The sequence below is a fragment of the Limnofasciculus baicalensis BBK-W-15 genome (genome assembly GCF_024178385.1).
Classification (GTDB): domain Bacteria; phylum Cyanobacteriota; class Cyanobacteriia; order Cyanobacteriales; family Coleofasciculaceae; genus Limnofasciculus; species Limnofasciculus baicalensis.
Window position 1 is genome coordinate 1 of the sequence record NZ_JAMZMM010000007.1, and the last position, 19,492, is coordinate 19,492.

The 19,492-nt window shown below is 41.7% G+C and carries 18 protein-coding genes and 1 pseudogene; 7 read left to right on the plus strand and 12 right to left on the minus strand.

Annotated elements, in window-relative coordinates; all coding sequences use genetic code 11:
• The first annotated feature begins 140 nt into the window (after positions 1-140).
• From secD to NJ959_RS01355, 3 genes are all read left to right on the plus strand, one after another.
• Positions 141-1,538: a protein translocase subunit SecD gene (secD, locus tag NJ959_RS01345; RefSeq protein WP_254009940.1), complete on the plus strand. Its 1,398-nt coding sequence runs from the start codon at positions 141-143 to the stop codon at positions 1,536-1,538.
• A gap of 129 nt (positions 1,539-1,667) precedes the next feature.
• Complete coding sequence (gene secF, locus NJ959_RS01350; protein WP_254009941.1) at positions 1,668-2,633, plus strand: protein translocase subunit SecF; 966 nt, start codon at positions 1,668-1,670, stop codon at positions 2,631-2,633.
• Between the two features lie 214 nt (positions 2,634-2,847).
• A complete protein-coding gene (locus NJ959_RS01355; protein ID WP_254009942.1) occupies positions 2,848-3,270 on the plus strand; it encodes a hypothetical protein in 423 nt (140 codons plus the stop codon).
• 133 nt (positions 3,271-3,403) lie between these two features.
• Here the strand turns inward: NJ959_RS01355 and NJ959_RS01360 are convergent, their stop codons facing one another.
• The 4 genes from NJ959_RS01360 to NJ959_RS01375 all read right to left on the minus strand — a co-directional run bounded on the left by NJ959_RS01360 (position 3,404) and on the right by NJ959_RS01375 (position 7,285).
• Positions 3,404-3,643, minus strand: coding sequence for a hypothetical protein (locus NJ959_RS01360; protein WP_254009943.1), 240 nt, complete (start codon positions 3,641-3,643; stop codon positions 3,404-3,406).
• Positions 3,644-3,932: 289 nt separating this feature from the next.
• Positions 3,933-5,357 carry a (Fe-S)-binding protein gene (locus tag NJ959_RS01365; protein ID WP_254009944.1) on the minus strand — a complete coding sequence of 475 codons (1,425 nt, stop codon included), beginning with the start codon at positions 5,355-5,357 and terminating at the stop codon, positions 3,933-3,935.
• Positions 5,358-5,365: 8 nt separating this feature from the next.
• Complete coding sequence (locus tag NJ959_RS01370; protein ID WP_254009945.1) at positions 5,366-6,721, minus strand: FAD-binding oxidoreductase; 1,356 nt, start codon at positions 6,719-6,721, stop codon at positions 5,366-5,368.
• Between the two features lie 132 nt (positions 6,722-6,853).
• A complete protein-coding gene (locus tag NJ959_RS01375; protein ID WP_254009946.1) occupies positions 6,854-7,285 on the minus strand; it encodes an NUDIX domain-containing protein in 432 nt (143 codons plus the stop codon).
• A gap of 238 nt (positions 7,286-7,523) precedes the next feature.
• On the opposite strand from NJ959_RS01375, the gene malQ reads away from it, so the two are divergent.
• Entirely contained in the window at positions 7,524-9,074 is a 1,551-nt protein-coding gene (gene malQ / locus NJ959_RS01380) for a 4-alpha-glucanotransferase (protein ID WP_309242532.1), read from the plus strand.
• A gap of 314 nt (positions 9,075-9,388) precedes the next feature.
• Here malQ and NJ959_RS01385 read toward each other — a convergent pair whose 3' ends face one another.
• The gene (locus NJ959_RS01385) at positions 9,389-10,180 is read right to left on the minus strand and encodes a helix-turn-helix domain-containing protein (RefSeq protein WP_254009948.1); all 792 of its coding nucleotides are present in this window, start codon (positions 10,178-10,180) and stop codon (positions 9,389-9,391) included.
• Positions 10,177-10,989: a pseudouridine synthase gene (locus tag NJ959_RS01390; RefSeq protein WP_254009949.1), complete on the minus strand. Its 813-nt coding sequence runs from the start codon at positions 10,987-10,989 to the stop codon at positions 10,177-10,179. Before NJ959_RS01390 ends, NJ959_RS01385 begins: the two co-directional genes overlap by 4 nt.
• Before the next feature lie 264 nt (positions 10,990-11,253).
• On the opposite strand from NJ959_RS01390, the gene NJ959_RS01395 reads away from it, so the two are divergent.
• The gene (locus NJ959_RS01395; RefSeq protein ID WP_254009950.1) at positions 11,254-11,994 is read left to right on the plus strand and encodes an LmeA family phospholipid-binding protein; all 741 of its coding nucleotides are present in this window, start codon (positions 11,254-11,256) and stop codon (positions 11,992-11,994) included.
• Between the two features lie 74 nt (positions 11,995-12,068).
• On the opposite strand, the gene ygfZ is transcribed toward NJ959_RS01395, so the two are convergent.
• Together ygfZ and NJ959_RS01405 are read right to left on the minus strand one after the other, a co-directional pair.
• Positions 12,069-13,127 (minus strand): CAF17-like 4Fe-4S cluster assembly/insertion protein YgfZ, encoded by a 1,059-nt coding sequence (gene ygfZ / locus NJ959_RS01400; protein ID WP_254009951.1) that lies wholly within the window; start codon positions 13,125-13,127, stop codon positions 12,069-12,071.
• Between the two features lie 30 nt (positions 13,128-13,157).
• Complete coding sequence (locus NJ959_RS01405; RefSeq protein WP_254009952.1) at positions 13,158-13,541, minus strand: hypothetical protein; 384 nt, start codon at positions 13,539-13,541, stop codon at positions 13,158-13,160.
• Positions 13,542-13,723: 182 nt separating this feature from the next.
• On the opposite strand from NJ959_RS01405, the gene NJ959_RS01410 reads away from it, so the two are divergent.
• A complete protein-coding gene (locus NJ959_RS01410) occupies positions 13,724-14,575 on the plus strand; it encodes an EI24 domain-containing protein (protein WP_254009953.1) in 852 nt (283 codons plus the stop codon).
• A gap of 121 nt (positions 14,576-14,696) precedes the next feature.
• Positions 14,697-15,617, plus strand: coding sequence for a cation diffusion facilitator family transporter (locus NJ959_RS01415; RefSeq protein WP_254009954.1), 921 nt, complete (start codon positions 14,697-14,699; stop codon positions 15,615-15,617).
• Positions 15,618-15,768: 151 nt separating this feature from the next.
• On the opposite strand, the gene purM is transcribed toward NJ959_RS01415, so the two are convergent.
• The 4 genes and pseudogenes from purM to map all read right to left on the minus strand — a co-directional run bounded on the left by purM (position 15,769) and on the right by map (position 19,368).
• The gene (purM, locus tag NJ959_RS01420; RefSeq protein WP_254009955.1) at positions 15,769-16,824 is read right to left on the minus strand and encodes a phosphoribosylformylglycinamidine cyclo-ligase; all 1,056 of its coding nucleotides are present in this window, start codon (positions 16,822-16,824) and stop codon (positions 15,769-15,771) included.
• Positions 16,825-16,976: 152 nt separating this feature from the next.
• Positions 16,977-17,951, minus strand: coding sequence for a sodium-dependent bicarbonate transport family permease (locus tag NJ959_RS01425; RefSeq protein ID WP_254009956.1), 975 nt, complete (start codon positions 17,949-17,951; stop codon positions 16,977-16,979).
• Positions 17,952-18,146: 195 nt separating this feature from the next.
• Positions 18,147-18,404 (minus strand): annotated as a pseudogene (locus NJ959_RS01430) (hypothetical protein); the annotation flags it as partial.
• 136 nt (positions 18,405-18,540) lie between these two features.
• Entirely contained in the window at positions 18,541-19,368 is an 828-nt protein-coding gene (gene map / locus NJ959_RS01435) for a type I methionyl aminopeptidase (RefSeq protein WP_254009957.1), read from the minus strand.
• Positions 19,369-19,492: the final 124 nt, after the last annotated feature.

Here is a 19,492-nt window from a genome sequence, read left to right on the forward strand (position 1 = left end):
GGGGGTGAAAAGGGGGGCAAAAAATGAGTATCTTTGCCTTCATTGGGATGCTCCCGACACCTATCCGACAAAAAACAACAAATAACCAACAACCAACAACAACAACCAACAACAAATAACAAACAACTAATAACAAATCTATGGAAAAACAGCGTGGAGTATTAGCCTTAATTCTAGTACTATTGATTGCAGCGATCGTGGTATTGGTAACGATTCCTATTCGCTTGGGATTGGACTTGCAGGGAGGAGCGCAACTGACAATTCAGGTAAAAACTACTGACGAAATTAAAAAAATCACATCAAAAGAACTAGAAGCTGTCCTCAGTGTAGTTGAAGGTAGGGTAAACGGATTGGGTGTATCTGAACCCGTAGTGCAAACAGTAGGTTCAGATCAAATCTTAGTCCAACTTCCTGGTGTAAACGATCCGAAAGAAGCAGAAAGGGTATTAGGTGGTACGGCGCAACTAGAGTTTCGCAAGCAAGCACCAGGCTCGGAAGCTCAGTTGAGAATCGAACAGCAGGTTAGGGCAGATTTACTGCAAAAGCAAGAAGAATTGAGGAAGAATAATGACGAAAATGCGATCGCAGAAAATCAAGCTGCGATTGCCAGAAGTAATGATGCGATTGTTAAACTATTTGAAGAGGCTAATCTGACTGGAAAAAACCTTAAAGATGCAAACTATGGTCCCAATAGTCAAACTAATAATAGTTGGGAAGTTAGTATCCGCTTTGATACTGCTGGTGGAGAAGCATTTGCTCAACTTACCAAAGACTTAGCTGGCACTGGCAGGAGTATTGGTATTTTCCTTGATAATGCCCTAGTTAGCGCTCCCGTTGTTGGACCAGAATTTGCCCAAACTGGTATCTCTGGCGGTAGTGCTGTAATTACAGGTAATTTTGATGCCCAATCCTCAAAAGAATTAGCTGTACAGCTACGGGGTGGTGCTTTACCTGTGCCTGTAGAAATAGTCGAAAATCGCACCGTAGGTGCAACTCTTGGAAGAGATAGCATTCAGCGGAGTATCTATGCCGGGATTGGCGGTCTAACATTAGTGCTAATCTTTATGGGTGTTTATTATCGCGTACCTGGTTTAATTGCGGATGTTTCTCTAATTATTTATTCCATACTAACACTGGGCACATTTTCTCTGTTGGGTGTGACTTTAACCTTGCCAGGAATTGCAGGATTTATCCTCAGTATTGGGATGGCTGTTGATGCTAATGTCCTGATTTTTGAACGGACACGAGAAGAAATTAGAGCTGGAAAAACATTGTATCGCTCAGTTGAGTCTGGTTTTTATCGGGCATTTTCCAGTATTTTAGATGGTAACGTGACAACTGTCATTGCTTGTGCTGCACTTTTTTGGTTGGGTTCAGGTTTAGTCAAGGGCTTTGCTCTAACTCTGGGCTTGGGAGTAATGGTGAGTATGTTTACTGCTCTCACCTGCAGTCGTACCTTCATGCTTGTACTGGTTTTGGGATTTCCCAGATTGCGGCAGAAACCAGAATTATTCGTACCTAACCCACCTGTGTCATAGTAATTGTTATTGGTTATTTGTTATTTGTTGTTGGTTATTTGTTATTTGTAAATAGCCTAAAACCAACAATCAATAACTAACAACTAACAACTAACAACCAACAACTAACAACCAACAACCAATAACTAAATGAAACTAAATGTAATCAAACAGCGCTCGCTTTGGTGGACTATTTCTAGTTCTATTATCCTGACAGGAATCATCAGTATGGTGATTTCTACTGCTACCCTGGGTTCTCCTTTACGTCTGGGTTTAGACTTTGTTGGCGGTACGCGGCTGCAATTTGCTCTCGATTGTTCCCAGCCGGGAAACTGCGACAAACCTATCGATATCGAAGTAGTTAGGAATGTAATGGATGCTCAGGGATTGGCTAATAGTAGCATCCAACCTTTGGGAGAAAAACGACAAGCTCTGACGATTAGAACGAAAACATTAGATGAAGCAAATCGTACCAAACTACAAACAGCTCTTACTGATAAAATTGGTGCATTTGATCAGAAATCAATCCAAATCGATACAGTTGGGCCTACCTTGGGTAAGCAGTTATTTCAATCTGGAATGCTGGCAGTTATTCTCTCATTTCTTGGAATTCTGGGCTACCTAACCTTCCGCTTTCAGTTCGACTATGCCTTTTTCGCCTTTGTCGCCCTATTCCACGATGTTTTAATTACTGCTGGCATGTTCTCTATTTTAGGATTGGTGCTAGGTGCAGAAATTGATAGTCTATTTGTTGTCGGCATCTTGACAATTATCGGCTTTTCTGTTAATGATACGGTAGTAATTTATGACCGAGTACGAGAAGTAATTAAAGACCATCCAGGAATGCACATTGACCAAGTTGTCGATGATGCAGTGAATCAAACGTTAACCCGTTCCCTCAATACAACCTTAACCGTATTATTGACTTTGTTTTCGATATTCCTATTTGGCGGTGAAACCTTAAAATACTTTGCACTATGCTTAATTATTGGCTTTACAGCAGGTGCTTATTCCAGTATTTTCATCGCTAGTACTCTCTTAGCCTGGTGGAGAGAGAGGAGTGGAAATGCTCAAGTTATTACCGCGACAGATGTCCCCATGTCTGATGAGGTTTAATGGTTGTTAATCATTGGTGATTGGTCATTTGTTCAGAATCAATGACCAATCACCAATGATATAATTTCCACTTACATGAGAATTAAGTGACATTTTGCCCAAAAAACCTCTGCGTACCTCCGCGTTACCCTCTGCGCCCTCTGCGTTAAAAAAAAGATATTATTCCAATGCCAACGGATTTGATATAACCAATAACTAATAACCAATAACCACCATGGAGGAATCAGAAACACCAAATCCTGAATCAACAGAGTTAGAAATTGACTCTAACTTCAAAGCTAAAGTGCAACGATTACATCAGCTAACAGTCTATGGTAGGTGGTTAGTGGTGACGATCCTCTGGCTAACCATTGCGCCATTAAGTTTGTGGGGGTGGCGTTATGAAATTTCACTGTTGCGATCGCATTTTACCTGGTCAGCCGTCCGATATGGTATTATTTTCAACCGTCTGCCCTTTTTAGGTTTCTCTCTCTGTGTTGGCGTGACTGCTGCTGTTTTAGTCTGGCATAGTCGCAATATTTTATGGGGAATGCCACTGGAGGAAAAGAAGCGTCTTGAACAACAAGTCCATCGAATATGTCAGCAAGGGAAAAGTCATCCTTTATGGAAGTGGGTTTGTTATGTAAGAGGAAGTTAGGCAAAAGAGAGATTAGCGCTAATTCTCCTAACAGCCTATTTAAGTTCTTTCAAAAGCCGCAATGATGCGTTGAATTTCGGCAACTTCTATGTTGTTTTGTTCAGATGTGACTCGAATTTCAATTACAGGTAAATCAGTCAACTTCAATCCCCTCCCAGAGTTCAGAAAGTGGTAAAGTGTTCCCAGTTAAGGCTTGTTGCCAAGAGGTGCGAAAACTTTCTACTGAGAAACCTTCGTCGTCAGTTGTATCTGTGGCTTCTTTGAGTAAAACAATTATACGAACTTCTGAAGCATTTGTCAGAAGCTTCAAGTATTCTGGTAGTTCGATTTTCCCGTCTGAACTAATGTGGGTAGAAAATTCGTAGGCTTTCATTTTTGTATCCCGATTATTGATTCAAGGATAACAAATATTGACCCTCCGTTAGCATCTCTCTTTTAAATCGACATTAATAAGACTTACGCAAGCTCTCCATCTGTAGGGTGCGTTAGCGAAAGCGTAACGCACCAAAACCATCATATATAATATGAGTGCGTAAGTCCTGATTAAATTAATTACAATATAATGTCACTCCCTACTAGTAATACGGGTGCGTTAGCTACGCATAACGCACCCTACGGATAGAGTCTTCATCTGTCAAGATTCAAGATTCATCCTTCATCCTTCACACTTCATCCTTTAACTGAATCCCTCTAATTGCATAATCTAATAACTCTATCGGATGTATCAAGGGAATTTCTTTACCCTGTAACCCCAAATGTTTCTTAATTTGTAACGAACAACCCGGATTCGATGATGCAATTAATTCTGCACCAGTATTGAGCAAATTTGTCACCTTTTGCTCACCCAACTCATCTGCTATATCTGGTTGCAGCATATTGTAAACCCCCGCACTTCCACAACATAATGCAGCATCGATTGGTTCCCTTAATGTTACGTTAGGAATTTGCTGTAAAAGTTGTCGCGGTTGTACAGAAATCCTTTGTCCGTGGATGAGGTGACAAGCATCTTGATACACAATTGTCAAGGGTTTATCTGTTATTGGATAAAGCTTTGTTGTTAGTCCAATTCCTGCCAAAAATTCTTGTACATCTTTCACCTTACTGGCAAATTCTTTTGCCTTTTCCCGATATTCAGCATCATCTTCTAGAATATGTCCATATTCTTTTAGAGTATGACCGCAACCTGCGGCATTAATAATTATAGCATCCACATCTGTTCCGGCAAAACTATCAATCATTTGCCTTGCCAAAGCTTGGGCTTGTGCTGTTTCTCCCTGATGCTCCGGTAATGCGGCACAACAACCCTGAGTTTTCGGCACTACTACTTCACAACCATTCGCTGTTAAAACCCGCATCGTCGCCTGGTTTACCGAGGAGAAAAATAATCTCTGTACGCAGCCTAAAATCATGCCTACCCGATAGCGTTTTTTCCCTTTTGCAGGAGTAACATCTAGGAAATTATCCTGGAAAGAATTTAGGGTGATTTGGGGTAAAACTGACTCCATTGCATCTAACTGAGTAGATACTTTTGGCAATAATTTGGTAGCACGAACCAATTTCTGTAAGCCTAATTTCTGATAGAAATATAGAGGAATAAACAAAAGACGCAAACGTTCCGGATAAGGAAATAAATTAAAAATTAACCAGCGAATTCTCTGCTCTTCCGGAGTACGGGGTTGATTTCGTTGTACTTGATGACGGGTTGCTGAAATTAACTTATCATACTGGACTCCAGAGGGACAAGTACTAACACAAGCAAGACAGCCCAAACAGGAGTCAAAATGTTGAATTGTTGCCTCAGAAAAAGATGCTTCACTTTTATTAATCCCATTCATCAAATAAATACGACCCCTGGGAGAATCCATCTCTTTGCCAATTACCCGATAACTGGGGCAGGTGGAAAGGCAAAACCCGCAGTGAACGCAAGCATCTATTAATTCTTGTTTGGGGGGTTTCTGAGAATCAAATCCCCGGATTGGGGCTTGATCTTCTAGTTCTTCTCTATCAGTAATTGATGTTTGGCTACTCTTTTTAAATGCGCCAATAAATGGCAATTTTAGATTGGATATAAAAGATGAATTAGGCATGTTAATTGTTAGTTGTTTTTTTTATTTATCTTTGTTGTTCTCCCACATTTATCATCCCAGACAAACCTCTCAGGACTTAAAATCTTTCTGGGATCGAATCTCATTTTAATTTCACGCATAATATTAGCACCCTTACCACTATATCCCCAAACACCTTCATAGTTTTTCAGAGCAATTGGTGCTTCTAAAAGAGTCAAAAAGCCACGTTGAGCTTGACAATAGCGACGAAAATACTGGATCATTTCCGGTGTAATTATTTCTGGATCAATTCGCAATTTACCTAACCCACTTCCAGCATGGATATACGCTAATCCTCCGCCAAGAGTTAGCTCGTCAAAATAAATCAGACTTTCAACAGCGGTTGAAGGTAATACCCCCATTTTGCAATTAATTTCTGGTGGTATGTGGGGTTCCCAGATTTCTTTTGGTAATGATTTCCATAGATTTGCATCTTCGCTATCGCTATAGAAATTACCTTTTAACCTCAGCTCCTTTCCTACTTCTAGTAATCTAGACGATTGTTGTTGGACACTTTCAGACAGGCTTTGAAAGCGTACCATTAAACCCATCCCCTCGCCCAAACTCAGTTTAGTTACCAATCCTGTAGATAGCAAATCTGCCGCAGTGGGGGTGAGAGCCGAAGCGAGTAAAGTTTTCGCAGCAGACGCGATCGCATTTGTTGTCCCTGTCAATACTACTGTTCCCGATCCTTCCTGTACCGGATATAATCGGAAGGTCACTTCTGTAATAATTCCCAAAGTCCCGTAGGAACCTGTAAAGAGTTTCATTAGGTCATAACCTGCCACATTTTTCACCACTCTTCCGCCAGCTTTGGCAATTTTGCCATCACTCCGCACAAAGGAAATCCCCAATAACATATCTCGGATTCCGCCATAACGGTGACGCAAAGAACCACTATCGGCGGTGGCAACAATTCCCCCCAAAGTAGCATCGTAATCGTGGACGGGTTCAATTGGTAAAAATTGTCCAGTTTTGAGGAGAATCTCTTGCAAATGGGCAAATTTAGTACCAGCTTGTGCTGTAACTGTCAAGTCACCCACCGCATGATCTATAATTTGGTTTAAACGCCCAGTACTGACAACCAAGTCAGTGGGTTTACCCACAGCCCCCCAACCTAGTTTGCTACCACTACCACAGGGAAGAACACTCCATCGATGAGCGAAAGCGCACTTCATCACCTCTGTCAATTCGGTAACGCTATTGGGGTAAACGATATATTTTGGACACAGCTCTATCTCATTTGGTCTAGAAATCCGTTCCTGCCAGTCTGATGTTAAATTATCCCAATGGCAGATACCGGAATCACCAACAATTGGGATGAGTTTTTCGGCGATTTCATTCATTAATTTGTGGTTGTTGGTTTTTGGTTATTGGTTATTTGTTTTTGGTAACTGGCTCTGGAACCACTTGTTCGTCAAATATAACAGGCAAGATGCCCGTTCTACAACAAACAACAAACAACTAATAACAAATAACTAAATCAAACGAGGACGAACTCCATAATGTCGGTAATGGAAGTAATCCTGCAAAATTATATCATGATCGAAGCAAAGGCTTGCTGGTATATCCCAATGGTGAAAAATGCCCAAATTTTTAGCATCGTCAGCCGCTTGAGGTTCTCCCTTCCCTATGGCGAGAAATACTATACTGATTGTATGCTGCCGGGGATCGCGGTCGGGGTGAGAATAAACATGGAATTGTTCGATTAGTTCAACTTGTAAACTAATCTCCTCTTGGGCTTCTCGTACAGCAGCCGTTTCCACTGATTCACCGTAATCGACAAAGCCACCAGGAATTGCCCAACCAAGGGGGGGGTTTTTACGTTCGATTAAAATAATTGGTCGATGGGGACGATCGACTAATTCAACAATGATATCAACAGTAGGAACGGGATTTCGGTAAGTCACGAGTTAATAGATTTAGGATTTTAGCTGTATTCATCTTGGATTCAAAGCCTTGCTTTTGACATCGACTAACTAACCATGCCTGATTTCAGAGATTGTGCCGTGCAATGATTGACATTATAACAACTCTGTGTATTTTTTCTCCCACCAAAATCTACATCCCCCAACCTGTCAAGCTTGGAGTGTGTTTTGTTACCCTGTGAAGACTTGATTTAGGTTATTCCCTCCAGACTCAACACTTGTGCTAATCTCGATAGGATTATCTTGCGAATTTTCTATCTATATGCACTTTCCCAGATCGAGTGGTATATTATTGCACCCCACTTCCTTTCCCAGTCGCTTTGGGATTGGGGATTTAGGCGGGGAAGCTTATAAATTTATTGACTTCTTGGCTCAAAGCAATCAGCAGTTTTGGCAAATTTTGCCACTAGGACCAACTGGATATGGGAATTCTCCTTATTCATGTTACTCGGCTATGGCAGGAAATCCACTGTTACTTAGCCCTGAGAAACTGCAAGATGAGGGATTGCTAACGGATGAAGATTTTGCCAATCTGCCAGATTTCTCCCTGGATAAGGTGGATTATGAGCGGGTAATTCAAACGAAAAGAGCCTTACTCCGGAAAGCTTGCGATCGCTTTAAAGCTAATATATCACCAGAGCGACAAGCTGAATTTACCAAATTCTGTGTCGCCAAAGCAAGTTGGCTAGATGACTATGCTTTGTTTATGGCACTCCACAGAAGCTTTGGGGATACAAGTTGGTATGAGTGGGAACCGGAAATTGCTCATTTCCAACCAGAGGCGGTGCAGGAGTGGCGGGAAAAGTTGAGTGATGAAATTTATTATCGTAAATTCTTGCAATTTGAGTTTTATCGTCAATGGTCTGCTCTAAAGCAGTATGCTAACGATCGCTATATCCAGATTATTGGCGATATTCCTATTTATGTTGCCCATAACAGTGCCGATGTCTGGGCGCACCGAGATATCTTTACTATTGATGAGGAGACGGGAGCCGCTGCACTGATGGCTGGGGTTCCCCCGGATTATTTCAGCCAAACAGGTCAATTGTGGGGCAATCCTGTCTATAAATGGGATAAGTTACAGGAAAATAATTATCAATGGTGGGTGGAGCGATTTCAGGCTACTTTCGAGTACGTTGATATCGTGCGGATTGACCATTTCCTCGGTTTTGAAGCCTATTGGCAGGTTGAGATGGGGGAAACTACTGCTATTAATGGACAATGGGTTAAAGGACCAGGAGCGGAATTTTTCCAGGCGATTAAGGAAGAGTTAGGAGATTTACCAATTATTGCTGAGGATTTGGGGTTAGTTACTCCAGCAGTATTGGCTCTTCGGGATAAATTTGAGTTTCCTGGGATGAAGATTTTACATTTTGCCTTTGGTGGTGATTCAGATAATCCTTATTTGCCCTTCAACATCGACCGCAATTGTGTCATTTATACCGGGACTCATGATAATAATACCACTGTAGGATGGTTTAATCAAATTCAAGACCATGAACGGGAGAATGCAATCCGTTACCTGGGTTGTATCGGTGAAGAAGGCATCCATTGGGCGTTGATTCGATTAGCCCTGAGTAGTATCGCGAATCTAGCAATTATCCCCCTTCAGGATATATTAGGCTTGGGCGAGGAAGCTCAAATGAATCGTCCTGGCATAGCTCAAGGTAACTGGGACTGGTATTACCGTTCCGGTGCTTTAACAGATGAATTGCGCGATCGCCTTAAAACTCTAACCCATATTTACGGTCGGAAGCCACATCGTTCTTAGTTATTGGTTATTGGTTGTTGGTTGTTGGTTTTAACTGGGATATTGCACCCTGCTCCAGAAGGCGGTTAAAACCGCATCTACACAAACTAAACCTGCCTCCGCAGGTTTCAACGGCGGTTAAAACCGCATCTACACAAACTAAACCTGCCTCCGCAGGTTTCAGTTTCAAAGCTACTGATTTGATCTTAGTCCGCGAAGGCGGACTTTGTTTGTGTAGCCGCGATTTCCAATCGCTTTGGCTTGTTGACATTGGTGTAAGTTATCCGTTTTAACAAATAACCAACAACAAATAACCAACAACTAAGAGCCAACAACTAAGAGCCAGGTTTCGCGGCAAAAGTTATTTCTTCAACTTTCCCGGGCGCTCCCATCTGCTTCGCTATTTGGTTATTAAATTCAACCAACACGCCTCCAGCATTGCCAGCACGAACCACTAATTTATCATCCGCTACCCAAGTACGCTGGGTTCCTTCTGGTAGGGTTCCTTCAAATACTGGTTTGCCATCTGCGACAATCCGAATCCAAGACGATGCCTTGAGGGTGACACCCACTTGCACTGGCTTGTTCCCAGGGCTGGAGGGCTTTCCAGGGTTGCTGGGTTTGAGTTCTATATTTAGTTGCGAGCTGAACTGTTTTGAATTATTTTGAATTTTTTGGGTTTGGTTTGAGGAGTCTTCAATTTTAATCACTTGTACGTTAGAACGACTCACCACATAAGATAAGCCATTAACAGAACCAATCACCAGAAAGATGTAGAGGAAGTAGAGATGAAAGGGTCGTAATTGAGCTACCCTAACATATTGCCAGGTTGGTCTGGTCACCTGTACATTCATCGCCACGGGAAAATCACTAGCAAAATCATTACCATTGAGTCCAATTGCTTCTGCAAAGCGCCGAACAAACCCTTGAATGTAAATGGGTTCAGGCAATTCATCCAGCCTACCTTCCTCAATTGCTCTCAAAAGCCGTGTCTGAATGCGAGTTTTTGCGGCAACTTCCTCTAAGCTGATAGACTTTTCAGTGCGGTGCTGATGAAGCCTATCGCCGACTTCTTTCAGCTTTTCAGCTAATTCCTGCGACAAATTGCGTTTATTCTCCTTCTTCATACACGGTACTCCTTGATATCTGCTGGCACTTTAACTGATGTTTGGTGGACTCGGTTTTGGAGGAAGCGAACTTCAAAAGATCTAAGATAACGGTAATGACCACTAGATAGTACCGCTTCTCCTGGTATTTGTAATAGAATTTGCCCGATTGCGGTGCGATGCAGATGAATCACTGGATAGCCTAGCAAATCAGCCACCCGACGAATTTGTCGATTTCTTCCTTCAGTCAACACGATTTCTAAAAGTGTTTGGTCTGGCTGTAACTTGAGTATCCTGACTCCGGCAGGTAAGGTTTTTTTGCCATCCAAGTCAACTCCCTGTCGCCAAGACTCAAGGGCTGGCTCAGGGGGATTACCCCGTACCCATACCTGATAAGTCTTGGGGATGTGATAGCGAGGATGTGTCAGCTCAAATGTTAGCGCCCCATCATTCGTGAGAATTAATGCACCTGTAGATTCTGCGTCGAGTCTGCCAACTGGATGTACACCCTGACTTTCTCTAAGGGCGCTCGGCAGTAGATCCAGAACTGTATTACGCTTATCTTGCATAGTATTACACTTAGGATCGTCACGGCAAGTAGAAATTACACCCCTTGGTTTATTTAGTAAAAGATAAATAAGGTGAGGACGATTACCGGATTGTAGAAGTTTACCGTTAACTTCGATCAAATCGGTATCGGGATTAGCTTTTTGTCCTAAATCTACCACATTACCATTGAGCCGAACCTGTCCTGCTAAGATCATTTTCTCAGCTTGACGGCGTGAGGCTATACCCCACTGCGAAAGAATTTTTTGTACTCTTTCCTCCATGGCTCGACTCCTGATGACTGACTCTTTCGTCTAGAGAAGGGCGGTGATTTATCCTACTATGCTGGAATTTCCCATATAGAGTAGGGGTTAAGCTAGGGGTAACCTTCCGCCATAACTCAAAGTAATACACCAGCGTACCGTACCGACATATCTAGACTATGTACAAATATTACAGGAATGGGGATAATTGCAAGTGGTTATTTCTTAAAGGGGAATAGGGAAGGAGGAACAGGCAAGAGGTTGAGCGACAGATTTTGATGACGGATGACTAGTAACTTACCAATACCAGCCTTGAAAATTAAAAAAAGTCATATTATTAGTTCGGTTATCTCACCAGCAGTACGGTTATGGCTGCGATCGCAGGTCCAAGATCTGGGGACGTTGCAGTTTAAAATCCAAGGGGGCGATCGCGAAATCCTTACAGGTCACATTCCTAGTGTATCAATTGCTGCGAGCCGCGCCATCTATCAAGGACTCCATTTGACTGACATTGAATTAGAGGGGACTAATATTCGCTGTAATTTAGGTGAGGTGTTCAAAGGTAAACCCCTACGCCTTTTAGCACCGATCCCGGTTTCTGGTAAACTGTTACTTCTAGAGAACGATCTTCAAGCTTCTCTTAGTTCTCCCTTATTATCGAATGCCCTAAGTGAGTTACTGGATACATTCCTTAAAGGCGGTAATCCCCTCCAGCCACCACAGAATTTTCCCTCCCAACAAATCCATTGGCAACAGATAAAGATCGATATAGGTCACATCACTCTAAGTGGTATCCTCACCAATTCTACCAAGGAAATCACACCAGTCACAATTCGTGCCGGGTTGCTCTTGACGACACCCCAGGAAATACAACTCGATCCCTTGTCAATTCAGCTTTCTTCAAACCAGCCACCTATTATATTAGGTGGTTTTACGATTAATTTGGGTCCAGAAGTGGATATTGAGGAACTTATTCTGACTCCAGAGCAACTCACCTGTCGCGGAGGGTTGAGGGTTATGCCTTAATGTAATTGTGAATTATTTTACCACGAAGACACTAAGACACGAAGGAGTGGACATCCTGTAGTTTCTATGTTCTACTAAGAATAATATTCGTGAGTTAAGAAAGGAACATCGACAATTTCACCTTCAATTTCTCCTACCTTAACCTTCAAACCAATACCTCCGGCTTTGCTACGAATATAGGCTAAACCAAAAAAGCCTGAATTAGTTTCAGTAACACTGGTTAATTTACCAATTTTATCGTCATCTAGAGTAATAATTGTTCCTGGTTGAGCAGATGCTTGAAGACGAATACCCCAGAGTCGTTGTTTCACCCCTTTGTAGGTATTTAATCTGGCAATAGTTTCTTGACCAATATAACATCCTTTGTTAAAGGAAATTGTTTGCCACAAACCCGCTTCTAGTGGATTATAATCTTCAGTTAATTCGCAGTCGGGAAATGGACGGCCTTGTGTAATGCGCAATTCCTGCCAAACGCGCTCGCCCATGGGAATTGCTCCGGCTTCTGTTAATATACTCCAAAGCTTTGCTCCATCATTCGCGGCCGCAATTAGAGTATATCCTGGTAATCCTAATCCACTTCCTATAGCAACTCGTACTTCTAGATCGTTTATAGTTAATAATTGGTGACTAGCATAAGTATCTCCAATGGGCAATGGGACACCTAATTTTGCTAAGATAGGATCGCTTTCAGCTCCAATTATAGTGAATATAACGCTTTGTTTAGATAGATCCGTTAAAATAACTCGATCCATCGGAAATAGATAACGATCTAACCATTTGATGATTTCCTGTAGTCGATTTGGAGAAATAAGAACTAAAACAGCATCTTCAGTCACGTAAGCTGTTACTAATTCAATAGTTCTGGCAGTTGATGTAATTAAAACTGTATCACAACCCTGTCCAGGTTTAAGTGTTTGAAAATCATTTGTACTTTGGTTATGTAAAAACCTTATTCTGTCATTATCAGAAATTTTCAGTAGTCCCCAATGGGATAAGTCAGCTAGGGCAACTCCTTGATGTGCTGCTTCTATTGCTAATGTATCGTTATCGAAACTTACGGGAACTATAACCTCTGCCATGGGTTCAAATATGGCTCCATTACGTCGCTGTATATCTTGCAGTTTTTCTATCATAATTTTTTGGTTTTGTTAGTTAGTTTGATGTTAAGCTGAGGCAAAATCAGCAAATAGTTCCGCAACTAATTTTTGTGCCTTGATATCTAGAGAATGCCAATCTACTTCACCTGATTCATCAATTAAGCTACTATCGATCTCAACTTCTTGAGTTTCTTGTTCAGAATGTAGTGGATGAAAGTCGCGAAAACAGACTTTAAAACAAAGTTCCCACAAATTGACGCATAGTGAATGTTCTGGTTTTTCTAAGCATAGTTCATGTCCTGGTATTGGTATTTGTATATCATTATAAGTGGCTTTCCAATTGGTTTTGTCTAACTCTTGGCGAATATGATCTACGATCCGGATTAAAGCAGGTTGTAGTAGCATTTCCGCCTGTTGCCAAGCTAGAATATTCTTAAATTTTGGTTTCATCTTTGGTGGGGAGTGGGGAATAGGGAGTGGGGAAGAGAGTTTTGAGTTTTGAGTTTTGAGTTTTGAATTAAAACTCTCTATCCTCTAACCTGTAACTTGTAACCTCTATCCTCTAACCTCTAACCTCTAACCTCTAACCTCTAACCTCTAACCTCTTGTTAAGATTACTACTGTAGTGGGATATGAGTAAAGTCTTGAGTGAATTTGGATTGCTAGCAGGGGCGACTTACCCCTTTCGCGTGTTAGGCTTGTTCCACCGCAACCCTCGTCTGTGGGGTTATCTGCTCGCACCAATTATGGTAAATCTTGTCGTGGGTATTATCCTCTATGGTGGGTCACTATTTTGGGGTTTGCAGGCGGTTGACGATTTGACTGTGAGTTTGTCGGTTTGGTTACAAGGCGCGATTGCGTCTTTGCCAGCTTGGTTGGGGTTTTTGACATTTTTAGCAACTGGTGTTAGCTGGTTACTCCATTTGCTGCTAATTTTTGGCTTACTATTAATAACAGGTTTTTTACTGGTACAATTTGGCGGGTTACTAGGCGCACCTTGGTATGGTCAACTTTCGGAACAGGTGGAGAAGTTACGCACTGGTGAAGTCCAGAATATAGAGGTGGGAATTGTTAGAGATATTGGACGAGCAATTTTATTTGAATTGAAAAAAATAGTGGTGGTGGTAGGAGTAGGGATACTATTAACGCTATTGAATATTATACCAGTAATTGGTACTGCAATCGCTGCCTTTTGTGGGATCGCTTTGACGGGAACAATTATCTGTCTTGACTTTCTTGATTCGCCTTTGGAACGCCGTCGTTTGCGGTTTAGAAATAAGTTAGGAATTGTGTTTAATAGTTTCCCTGCTAGTGCTAGTTTTAGTTTAGTTTGTATGGGGTTAATGATACTACCATTTTTTAATTTAGTGACAATTCCGATTTGTGTCGCATCGGGAACCTTGTTTGTTTGCGATCGCGTTTTGCCTAAACTTGCCAAGCCTTTGTCTGGCAAAAACTCCAATCCTCCTATTCCTTCTCGCTAATTCGTTATCAACGATAGTAATTACATACTGCAAGATGTCAAATATTGGGGATTTCGCTTAAAATATAATAGGTATTTTCTCAGTACTCCCCCAAATCTTTAATCCGTCAAAACATATTAATATGACGCATCACCATGGACATGAACATAATAAACATAGCCACTCTCCAGCCAATTATAACCGCGCCTTTATTGTCGGAATTACTCTCAATGTTGGCTTTGTTGGAGTTGAAGCGGTGTTTGGTTTCCTCACCAACTCCCTTGCCTTACTAGCCGATGCGGGTCATAATCTTAGCGATGTGTTTGGACTTATTCTGGCGTGGGCGGCGAGTTGGCTAGTGCGCCGTCGCCCCACACAACGCTACACTTATGGGTTTCGTCGCTCGTCTATTTTGGTAGCCATCATCAACGCTTGCTTTCTCCTGATGGCAATGGGTGCTATTGCTTGGGAAGCTATCCAAAGATTGGGTAATCCAACTTCAGTCAGTGGTAGTACGATAATCGGTGTTGCTTTTGTCGGAATTATAATTAATAGCATCACTGCTTTAATGTTCATGTCAGGAAAAGATAAAGACTTGAATATTAAAGGGGCATTCCTCCACATGGCAGCCGATGCACTAGTTTCTTTAGGTGTAGTATTAGCTGGTATTGCTATTCTAAAAACAGGCTCAAATTGGTTCGATCCCGTTGTTAGTTTGATTATTGTGGTGGTGATTGTAGTTGGTACTTGGGAGTTGCTGCGAGATTCTGTTAATTTAGCGTTAGATGCTGTACCAGAAGAAATTGAACCGTTAGCAATACGCACCTACCTAGAAGAAATTCCCGGCGTAATTGAAGTACACGACTTACATATTTGGGCGCTGAGTACTACCGAAACAGCACTAACTACTCACTTAGTTATGCTGACAGGAAACCCTGGCGATGCTTTTTTGTCCAGAATCACTATGGAATTACACGATAAGTTTGGCATTGAACACTCTACAATTCAGGTAGAAACTGGGAATATACTATTCCCTTGCGAACAAAAGTATTGTTGTGAATAAGAGCTTAGAGGTGAAAGGATCAACTTTTGTTTATGGGTTTTGTGTGAAATATTGTAGGGTGCGTTACACTTCGTTAACGCACCATCCTTATCATTAAATTGGGTGGGTTAAACTGTCGCTAACCGAACGGTAAGTTTAACAAAATCTTTGACTATGTAAGAACAAATTTTCCAGTACCATTGATAGCAGTACCCATAGTATAAGCAGCAATCCCCTGTGACTCAAACCATTTGCGAGAATCTTCCGCCGTTGCTGACGGTACTATAATCGCAAAACCAATACCCATATTAAAAGTATTAAACATCTCCTCCCTACTAACTTTACCCGCCTCAGCTAACCACTGAAAGATTGGTGGTATTACCCAGCTATTGGAATCTATTTGCACCGATTGATTTGCACCAAGGCAACGAGGTAGATTCTCTGGGATACCTCCACCCGTAATATGCGCCATACCGTGAATCTCCACCCCAGCAGCTAAAGCATCCAAAACAGGTTTAACGTAAATTTGAGTTGGTGTTAGTAAAACTTCTCCTAAACTTTTACCCCCTAACAATTCTGGGCAGGTATGCCAAGGATTTAATAGTTCCCCTCCTTCACCCCCCACAGGAAGCAGAGTATCCTGAACAATTTTCCGCACCAGGCTAAATCCGTTACTGTGAACCCCCTGACTTGCCAAACCAATTACCACATCGCCTACTTCTACCTGAGAACCATCTAAAATTTTACTCTTTTCCACAATTCCCACGCAAAACCCAGCCAAATCATATTCTCCTGGCTGATAGAAACCGGGCATTTCTGCAGTTTCCCCTCCCAGCAAAGCACTGCCAGCAATTCGACATCCCTGAGCGATACCAGAAACCACCTGAGTCAACTGTTCAGAATTTAGCTTACCCGTCGCTAAATAATCTAGGAAAAATAGCGGTTGTGCCCCACAAGTCAAAACATCATTGACACACATTGCCACCAAATCAATCCCAATGGTGTCATGGCGGTTGAGGGTTTGAGCGATTTTGAGTTTAGTACCGACACCATCAGTTCCAGATACTAGCACAGGTTGCCGATACCCCGTCGGTAACTGAAAACAACCACTAAAACCACCGAATCCACCCAATACTTCCGGCCTATGGGTACTGTGGACCAAACTGCGGATGCCTTCGACAAAGGCTCTACCAGCTACAACATCGACACCAGCTTCTCGATAATCCATTGGTTAAAAACAGGAGTTGCAATCTAGAGGTTTTCTGAGGTATTTTAACGTAATTTGGCAGGAAATGGGGAGTGGGGAAGAGAGTTTTGATGTTACTTTCGCTATAATTGTATTATTCCTCCCGTAGTCTTACTAAGATATTGCACAATGTATCATCCTAGCAGCTTAATCATTTCCAAATAGAGGGGAATCCCTACAATAATATTGAAGGGAAATGTCAAAGCAAGAGCCATGGAAATATAGATGCTAGGATTAGCTTCGGGAACCGTCATTCGCATTGCCGCTGGTACAGCAATGTAGGAAGCACTAGCACACAATACAGCAAATAATAAAGCGTCTCCTTGAGCAAACCCTAAGCCTTTTGCCATGAGAATGCCGAGGATAGCATTTAGTACGGGGATAATTACAGAAAAGCCGATGATGAAAGAGCCTGTTTTTCTAAGTTCCCGAATTCGTTTAGCAGCAACTAATCCCATGTCTAGCAAAAAGAAAGTTAACACGCCATAAAAAATACCTTGGGTAAAGGGCTGCAATTTTTCCCATCCTGTCTCTCCCGTTAACATCCCGACAATTAGGCTACCAACTAACAGAAAAACAGAACCATTTAAAAATGCTTCTTGCAATACTTTTGCCCAATTAAATTCATCATCATCTTTATCTTTCTTCTGAGCGAATACTCTCACCAAAATAAGACCAACAATAATTGCTGGAGATTCCATTAAAGCTAAAGCGGCTACCATGTGTCCACCGTAGGGAATATTCAGTTTTTCTAGGAATGAGCCAGCGGTGATGAAAGTGACGGCACTAATGGAACCATAAGTGGCAGCAATCGCGGCTGAATTGTAATTATCTAGTTTAGTTTTTAGGATGAAAAAAGTATAGAATGGAATGACTGATGCCATAAATATGGCAGCAATGAGGGTGATAGTAATTTGGAGATTTATACCACTTTCTGATAGTTCGTATCCTCCCTTAAAGCCGATGGCGAGGAGGAGATATAGTGAAAAGAGTTTGGGTAAAGGTGCAGGAATTTCTAAATCAGATTTAAAAAAAACTGCCAGCATCCCCAAAAAGAAGAATAAAACTGGCGGATTCAATATGTTAAAAAGGATTAAACTTCCGTCCATTATGTGCTTTGCCTAAGATTTGAGACAGAGACAGATCATATCATTATATCGGTAATATAGCCAGAGAAATTACTGCCCCTTGATTTCCTGTTAAGGTGTGGAGCATTGACATTATTTAATTTACCTCTAAGATTCTGGATCAATTCCTAACTCGCGCAATCGCTCTGCTAATTTATCGGCGCGTTGTTGGGCAAGTTGTACCTCTTGATCGTAAAATCTTTCTACGCCTAAACTTAAGAAAGCATCTGGCACAATAGCTGGTTTATCTGGGTGATAATAAATAGCCATATCAATCCCAAAAAACCAATCCATTCGTTCCGCCCAAAGTATTAGTAAGATAGCTTTGAGTAAGCCTGGTATTAATTCTTGTAGTTCGCTATCCACAGGTGTATCATCAGAGTCTGGTAGTTCATCGGCTGAGGGCAAGTGCCGAGGTAAGTTGTACTGTAACATAGCTATTTCCTCAAAAATGCGATTTGGGTAGGGTGGGCAATATCCATAATTTGTTATCGGGTTGAATTACTTGATAAGTAGATATTGCCCACCCTACGTTTTGCCATTCACCTATTTATATTCCACAGATTCGCTCTCAAACATTATTACGATCTGTTAATATTTCATAACCATCCTCTGTCACCAATACTGTATGCTCAAATTGGGCTGACAAAGCATTATCTACAGTAACAGCAGTCCATTGATCTGATAGAATCCGGGTAAACTTAGAGCCAGCATTGACAATTGGTTCAATCGCTAAAGTCATGCCAGCTTTTAGCTTGACATTCGGCAATTGGCGGGTGCGAAAATTGAAAACAGAGGGTTCTTCATGGAGGTTTTGCCCGACACCGTGCCCTGTGAAATCTTCCACAACAGTAAAGCCATTAGCCTTAATTCGATCTTCAATTGCTCCAGCAATATCTAGCAAGAATTTTCCAGCTTTTACTTGGTAAATTCCTTCATAGAGAGCTTCTTCTGCCACCTGAATTAATTTGGCAGCTTTTGGTTTAACTTCACCAACAGCAATAGTAATACAGGAGTCGCCATGGAAACCATTGTAATAAGCTCCGGTATCAACTTTCAGAACATCACCTGTGCGAATCACTTTTTTCCGATTGGGAATACCATGGACTACTTCATTATTAATCGAAGCACAAATAGAGGCAGGGAAACCATGATAACCCTTGAAACTTGGTGTTGCCCCCATCTCGCGAATGCGTTTCTCAGCATAAGCATCCAAATCGGCAGTAGTCATCCCCGGTTTTACCATTTCGGAAATTTCTTTGAGTACCTTGGCGACAATTTGAGCCGCCTGTCTCATAATTTCAATTTCTGGCTCAGATTTGATGTGAATACCTCGGCGTTGTTTTGGCGCACGGGCAGTTTTAGCGGGTTTGGACAGGAGGTTGCTGAAAATGTTCATTTATAATGAATGATTGGGATTTTGGGACTATCGCTCTCAATTGCCAAGGAAATAGGAGACAATTTTCCAATTGTTTCTATATTTTAAGTCTATTTGGGAATTACTGCACTGAGTAAATGTGACT

What these genes read in the sequence shown, in the direction of transcription:
- secD (WP_254009940.1), top strand. Translation starts at nt 141, where the DNA reads ATGGAAAAACAGCGTGGAGTATTAGCCTTAATTCTAGTACTATTGATT.
- NJ959_RS01425 (WP_254009956.1), bottom strand. Translation starts at nt 17,951, where the DNA reads ATGGACGGAAGTTTAATCCTTTTTAACATATTGAATCCGCCAGTTTTA.
- NJ959_RS01410 (WP_254009953.1), top strand. Translation starts at nt 13,724, where the DNA reads ATGAGTAAAGTCTTGAGTGAATTTGGATTGCTAGCAGGGGCGACTTAC.
- NJ959_RS01365 (WP_254009944.1), bottom strand. Translation starts at nt 5,357, where the DNA reads ATGCCTAATTCATCTTTTATATCCAATCTAAAATTGCCATTTATTGGC.
- NJ959_RS01395 (WP_254009950.1), top strand. Translation starts at nt 11,254, where the DNA reads ATGACTAGTAACTTACCAATACCAGCCTTGAAAATTAAAAAAAGTCAT.
- secF (WP_254009941.1), top strand. Translation starts at nt 1,668, where the DNA reads ATGAAACTAAATGTAATCAAACAGCGCTCGCTTTGGTGGACTATTTCT.
- purM (WP_254009955.1), bottom strand. Translation starts at nt 16,824, where the DNA reads ATGGATTATCGAGAAGCTGGTGTCGATGTTGTAGCTGGTAGAGCCTTT.
- NJ959_RS01360 (WP_254009943.1), bottom strand. Translation starts at nt 3,643, where the DNA reads ATGAAAGCCTACGAATTTTCTACCCACATTAGTTCAGACGGGAAAATC.
- NJ959_RS01405 (WP_254009952.1), bottom strand. Translation starts at nt 13,541, where the DNA reads ATGAAACCAAAATTTAAGAATATTCTAGCTTGGCAACAGGCGGAAATG.
- NJ959_RS01390 (WP_254009949.1), bottom strand. Translation starts at nt 10,989, where the DNA reads ATGGAGGAAAGAGTACAAAAAATTCTTTCGCAGTGGGGTATAGCCTCA.
- NJ959_RS01385 (WP_254009948.1), bottom strand. Translation starts at nt 10,180, where the DNA reads ATGAAGAAGGAGAATAAACGCAATTTGTCGCAGGAATTAGCTGAAAAG.
- map (WP_254009957.1), bottom strand. Translation starts at nt 19,368, where the DNA reads ATGAACATTTTCAGCAACCTCCTGTCCAAACCCGCTAAAACTGCCCGT.
- ygfZ (WP_254009951.1), bottom strand. Translation starts at nt 13,127, where the DNA reads ATGATAGAAAAACTGCAAGATATACAGCGACGTAATGGAGCCATATTT.
- NJ959_RS01355 (WP_254009942.1), top strand. Translation starts at nt 2,848, where the DNA reads ATGGAGGAATCAGAAACACCAAATCCTGAATCAACAGAGTTAGAAATT.
- NJ959_RS01415 (WP_254009954.1), top strand. Translation starts at nt 14,697, where the DNA reads ATGACGCATCACCATGGACATGAACATAATAAACATAGCCACTCTCCA.
- NJ959_RS01370 (WP_254009945.1), bottom strand. Translation starts at nt 6,721, where the DNA reads ATGAATGAAATCGCCGAAAAACTCATCCCAATTGTTGGTGATTCCGGT.